This is a genomic window from Steroidobacter sp., assembly GCF_036406195.1.
GTDB lineage: Bacteria > Pseudomonadota > Gammaproteobacteria > Steroidobacterales > Steroidobacteraceae > Steroidobacter.
Window position 1 is genome coordinate 1 of the sequence record NZ_DASWVW010000023.1, and the last position, 3,757, is coordinate 3,757.

At 64.0% G+C, this 3,757-nt stretch carries 5 protein-coding genes; all 5 read left to right on the plus strand.

The annotated features are described in order from the left end of the window. On the plus strand, nucleotides 1-1,473 hold a 1,473-nt coding region (locus VGE08_RS10590; protein WP_331067847.1), incomplete at its 5' end, for a class I adenylate-forming enzyme family protein. Then, on the plus strand, nucleotides 1,470-2,648 hold the full coding sequence (locus VGE08_RS10595) for a lipid-transfer protein (RefSeq protein ID WP_331067848.1): 1,179 nt from the start codon (nucleotides 1,470-1,472) through the stop codon (nucleotides 2,646-2,648). The genes VGE08_RS10590 and VGE08_RS10595, both read left to right, overlap by 4 nt. A 4-nt stretch (nucleotides 2,649-2,652) precedes the next feature. Then, complete coding sequence (locus VGE08_RS10600; protein ID WP_331067849.1) at nucleotides 2,653-3,180, plus strand: MaoC family dehydratase N-terminal domain-containing protein; 528 nt, start codon at nucleotides 2,653-2,655, stop codon at nucleotides 3,178-3,180. Further along, nucleotides 3,177-3,614 (plus strand): MaoC/PaaZ C-terminal domain-containing protein, encoded by a 438-nt coding sequence (locus tag VGE08_RS10605; RefSeq protein ID WP_331067850.1) that lies wholly within the window; start codon nucleotides 3,177-3,179, stop codon nucleotides 3,612-3,614. The genes VGE08_RS10600 and VGE08_RS10605 overlap by 4 nt, the downstream gene beginning before the upstream one ends. Beyond that, the coding region (locus VGE08_RS26335) for an SDR family NAD(P)-dependent oxidoreductase (RefSeq protein ID WP_349258672.1) at nucleotides 3,611-3,757 on the plus strand (147 nt) is incomplete at its 3' end. The genes VGE08_RS10605 and VGE08_RS26335, both read left to right, overlap by 4 nt.

Consider the following 3,757-nt stretch of genomic DNA (forward strand, 5'->3'; position numbering starts at 1 on the left):
GCGCGGATCAACCAGGTGGCGAATGGTCTGCACGGCTTCGGGGTGGGCAGCGGCCACAAGGTCGCCGCCCTCATCGACAATCGTTTCGAAACGGCGGAGGCGGTGCTCGGTGTCATGCGCAGCGGCGCCGCCATCGCGCCGATCAACATCACCATCAGCGATGACGCCATACGCACGCAACTGCTCGACTGTGAGCCGTCGCTGATCATCGCAAGTCCCGCCGAGGCGCTGCGTATCGATGGCCTGGGCGGCTTGTCGGCCTTGCAGCACTGTCCGCGTGTGGTCGTAGGCGGCGAAGCGCCTGGCTGGATCGAATTCACGCAGTGGCGCGAGGCCCAGCCGAGCACGGCGCCGAGTGCGCGGCCGGCGCCGGAGGATCTGTGCACGATCATCTATAGCTCGGGCACCACCGGCATACCGAAGGGCATCTCGCACAGTCATCGAGGCCGCGTCGGTTACGCGGTGTACGGCGCCCAGGCGCTGCGAATGCACGAGGATGGAGTCACGGTCTGCACCCTGGGCTTCTATTCCAACGCAACCTGGGTGTCGCTGCTGAGCGCCCTGGCGATCGGCAGCACCGCTGTCATCGAAGCGGCGTTCAAGCCCGAGATGTTCCTGAACAGCGTGCAGCAGCATCGCGCGACGCACGTGTTCCTGGTGCCGCTGCAATACCGCATGCTGCTCGAGTGTCCGTCGCGCGATTCGTTCGACGTTTCTTCTCTCCAGGCGCTGTGCGCCGCCGGGGCCGTCATGAGCGGCGAGCTCAAGGAGCGCCTCTCTCAGTGGGTTCACTGCGCGTTCGTCGAGGCGTATGGGCTCACGGAAGGATTCGTGACGATCCTCTCCGACCGCGACGGACGGCGCAAGCCGAGCTCCGTGGGCCGGCCCCTGCCGGGCTCGGACATGAAGATCGTGCGCGAGGATGGCAGCGAGGCGGCCTGCGGCGAATGCGGCGAGATCGTCGGCCTGTCCGCGTTCGTCATGGACGGCTATTACAAGCGGCCGGTCGAGACCGCCGAGGCGTTCCTGGTCGATGAGCGCGGCAGGCGCTGGTTGCGCACCGGCGACGTCGGCTACGTCGATGAGGAAGGTTTTCTTTATCTGCGCGATCGCAAGAAGGACATGATCGTCTCGGGCGGGCAGAACGTCTTTCCGATCGATATCGAAATGGTCGCCGCGCAGCACCCCGACGTCGCGCAAGTTGCCGTCATCGGCGTGGAGCACGAGAAGTGGGGTGAGACCCCGCTCGCGGTGATCGTGCCTCGGGCAGGTAAACGGCCGCAGGCGCAGGAGCTGGCGGCCTGGATCAATGAGAGAGTCGGTAAACGCCAGCGGGTGAGCGGCGTCGTCTTTCGTCAGTCGTTGCCGCTGAACGCGCTTGGCAAGGTGCTCAAGCGTCAATTGCGCGCCGAGCTCGCCGGCACTGCCAGTCGGCGAGCCGAGTCATCTGAAACATTCGGAGTCGAGCAATGAGCAGGACTTACGTCGTCGGTGTCGGCATGATTCCCTTCAAGAAGCCGGGCACGAGCGATCCCTACAATGTCATGGGCATGCGGGCGGCCCGATTGGCCATCGAGGATGCCGGCGTCGCTTACCGCGACGTGCAGCAGGCCTACGCCGGCTACGTCCATGGCTATTCCACCAGCGGCCAGCATGCTCTGTACGAGCTCGGCATGACCGGCATTCCGATCGTGAACGTCAACAACAACTGCTCCAGCGGCTCCACCGCGCTCTACCTGGCGCGCCAGGCGATCGCCAGCGGCGCCGCCGACTGCGTGCTGGCGCTCGGCTTCGAAGAAATGCAACCGGGGGCGCTCGGTACGGAGAAGTCGAGCCCATCGCCTTTCGACAAGTTCGATCAACTCACCGATGAGTTGGTGGGCATGACGCACATACCGCTGGCACTGCGTTACTTCGGTGGTGCGGGGCTCACGCACATGCGCAAGTACGGCACCTCACTGCGAACCTTCGCGGCAATCCGCGCGAAAGCCTCGCGACATGCGGTCAACAATCCGATGGCGGTGTTTCGCAAGGAGCTCACCGAGGACGATGTGTTGCAGGACACAGTCATCTGGCCGGATGTCATGACACGGCTGATGGCTTGTCCGCCGACCTGTGGCGCGGCAGCGGCCGTGCTCGTTTCCGAGAGCTTCGCACGCTCGCGCGGCATTCGCACTGACGTGTTCATCGCCGCGCAGGACATGGTTACGGATCTTCCATCCACCTTCGAGGCGCGCGACATGATTCGTCTGGTCGGCTTCGACATGGCGAAAACAGGCGCCGCCCGAGTATATGAGCGCGCCGGAGTCGGTCCCGAGGACATCGATGTGGTCGAGCTGCACGACTGTTTCGCGCAGAACGAATTGCTCTGCTACGAAGCGCTGGGCTTCTGTCCAGAGGGCGGCGGTGAGAAGTTCGTGCGTGACGGTGACAACACCTATGGTGGACGTGTAGTGACCAATCCGTCAGGAGGATTGCTGTCCAAGGGCCATCCATTGGGAGCGACGGGCCTGGCGCAGTGCTACGAGCTGACTCATCAACTGCGGGGTACTGCAGAGAAACGCCAGGTGCAGGGCGCGCGCAACGCGCTTCAGCACAATCTCGGCATGGGCGGTGCCTGCGTCGTGACGCTTTATCAGCGGGCCTGAATATATGGGTACTGGAGTTGCCGCCCGAGCTGCAAGCTCGGACACAGGAAAAACCGCGGCGTCCGGCGCTGGCGCGAAGAGGCTCGCCGACTTCATCGGTTATCGCCATCTGCCGCACACTGTCGAGGTGGAGCGCGGACGGCTGCGCTTCTTTGCCAAGGCGATCGGCGAGACAGGCCCCGAGTTCGTGGATGTCGAGGCGGCGCGCGCGATGGGATACCCGGATCTGGTGGCGCCGCCGACTTACGCGTTCTCGCTCGAGCTCGATCAGCCGCGGCCGTTCGCCTTCCTGGAGGCGCTGGGTGTGCGGTTGGAGCGGGTGTTGCACGGCTCGCAGCAATTCCGATGGCACCTGCCGATCTGCGCCGGCGACCAGATCACGCTCGAGTCGCAGGTCGAGGATGTCTACGAGAAAAAGGGCGGCGCCCTGCAGTTCATCGTGATCCGTACAGCAGCCACCAATCAGCGCGGCGAGCTCGCCGTCGAGATGACCAAGACAGTGGTCGTGCGCGCCTCGGGAGGCAAGCGATGACGCGACTGGCTGCCGCCAAACGTTATGCGCCCGGCGATCACATCCCTTTGTTGCAGATCGCACCGATCAGCCGTACGACGCTCGCGTTGTTTGCAGGCGCTTCGAATGACCATAACCCGATGCACATCGATATCGATGCAGCGCGTGCTGCAGGCATGAACGATGTGTTCGTGCACGGCATGTTGTCGATGGCGTATCTCGGCAGGGCGCTCACAAACGCGTTCGGCCGGGCCGCGCTGCACGAGCTCGGCGTGCGGTTCGCGGCGATAACGCACGTACGCGACCGGCTCGAGTGCGTGGGCGAAATCGCCAAAGCCGAAGACATCGACGGTGGGCAGCGTCTGAGTTTGCGCTTGTATGTACTCAACCCGCGCGGTGAAGCCGTGTTGTCGGGAGAGGCGATTGTGGAGACGACAGCGAGTAAAGAAGCATGAAAAGATTGGCTGGAAAAGTGGCCCTGGTGACCGGCGGAGGACGCGGCATCGGCCGTGCGCTGGCTCTGAAGCTGGCGCGCGAAGGCGCTCATCTGGTGTTGAACGATCTGGATGAGGAGCCGGTGGAGGAAACAGTCAAGCTG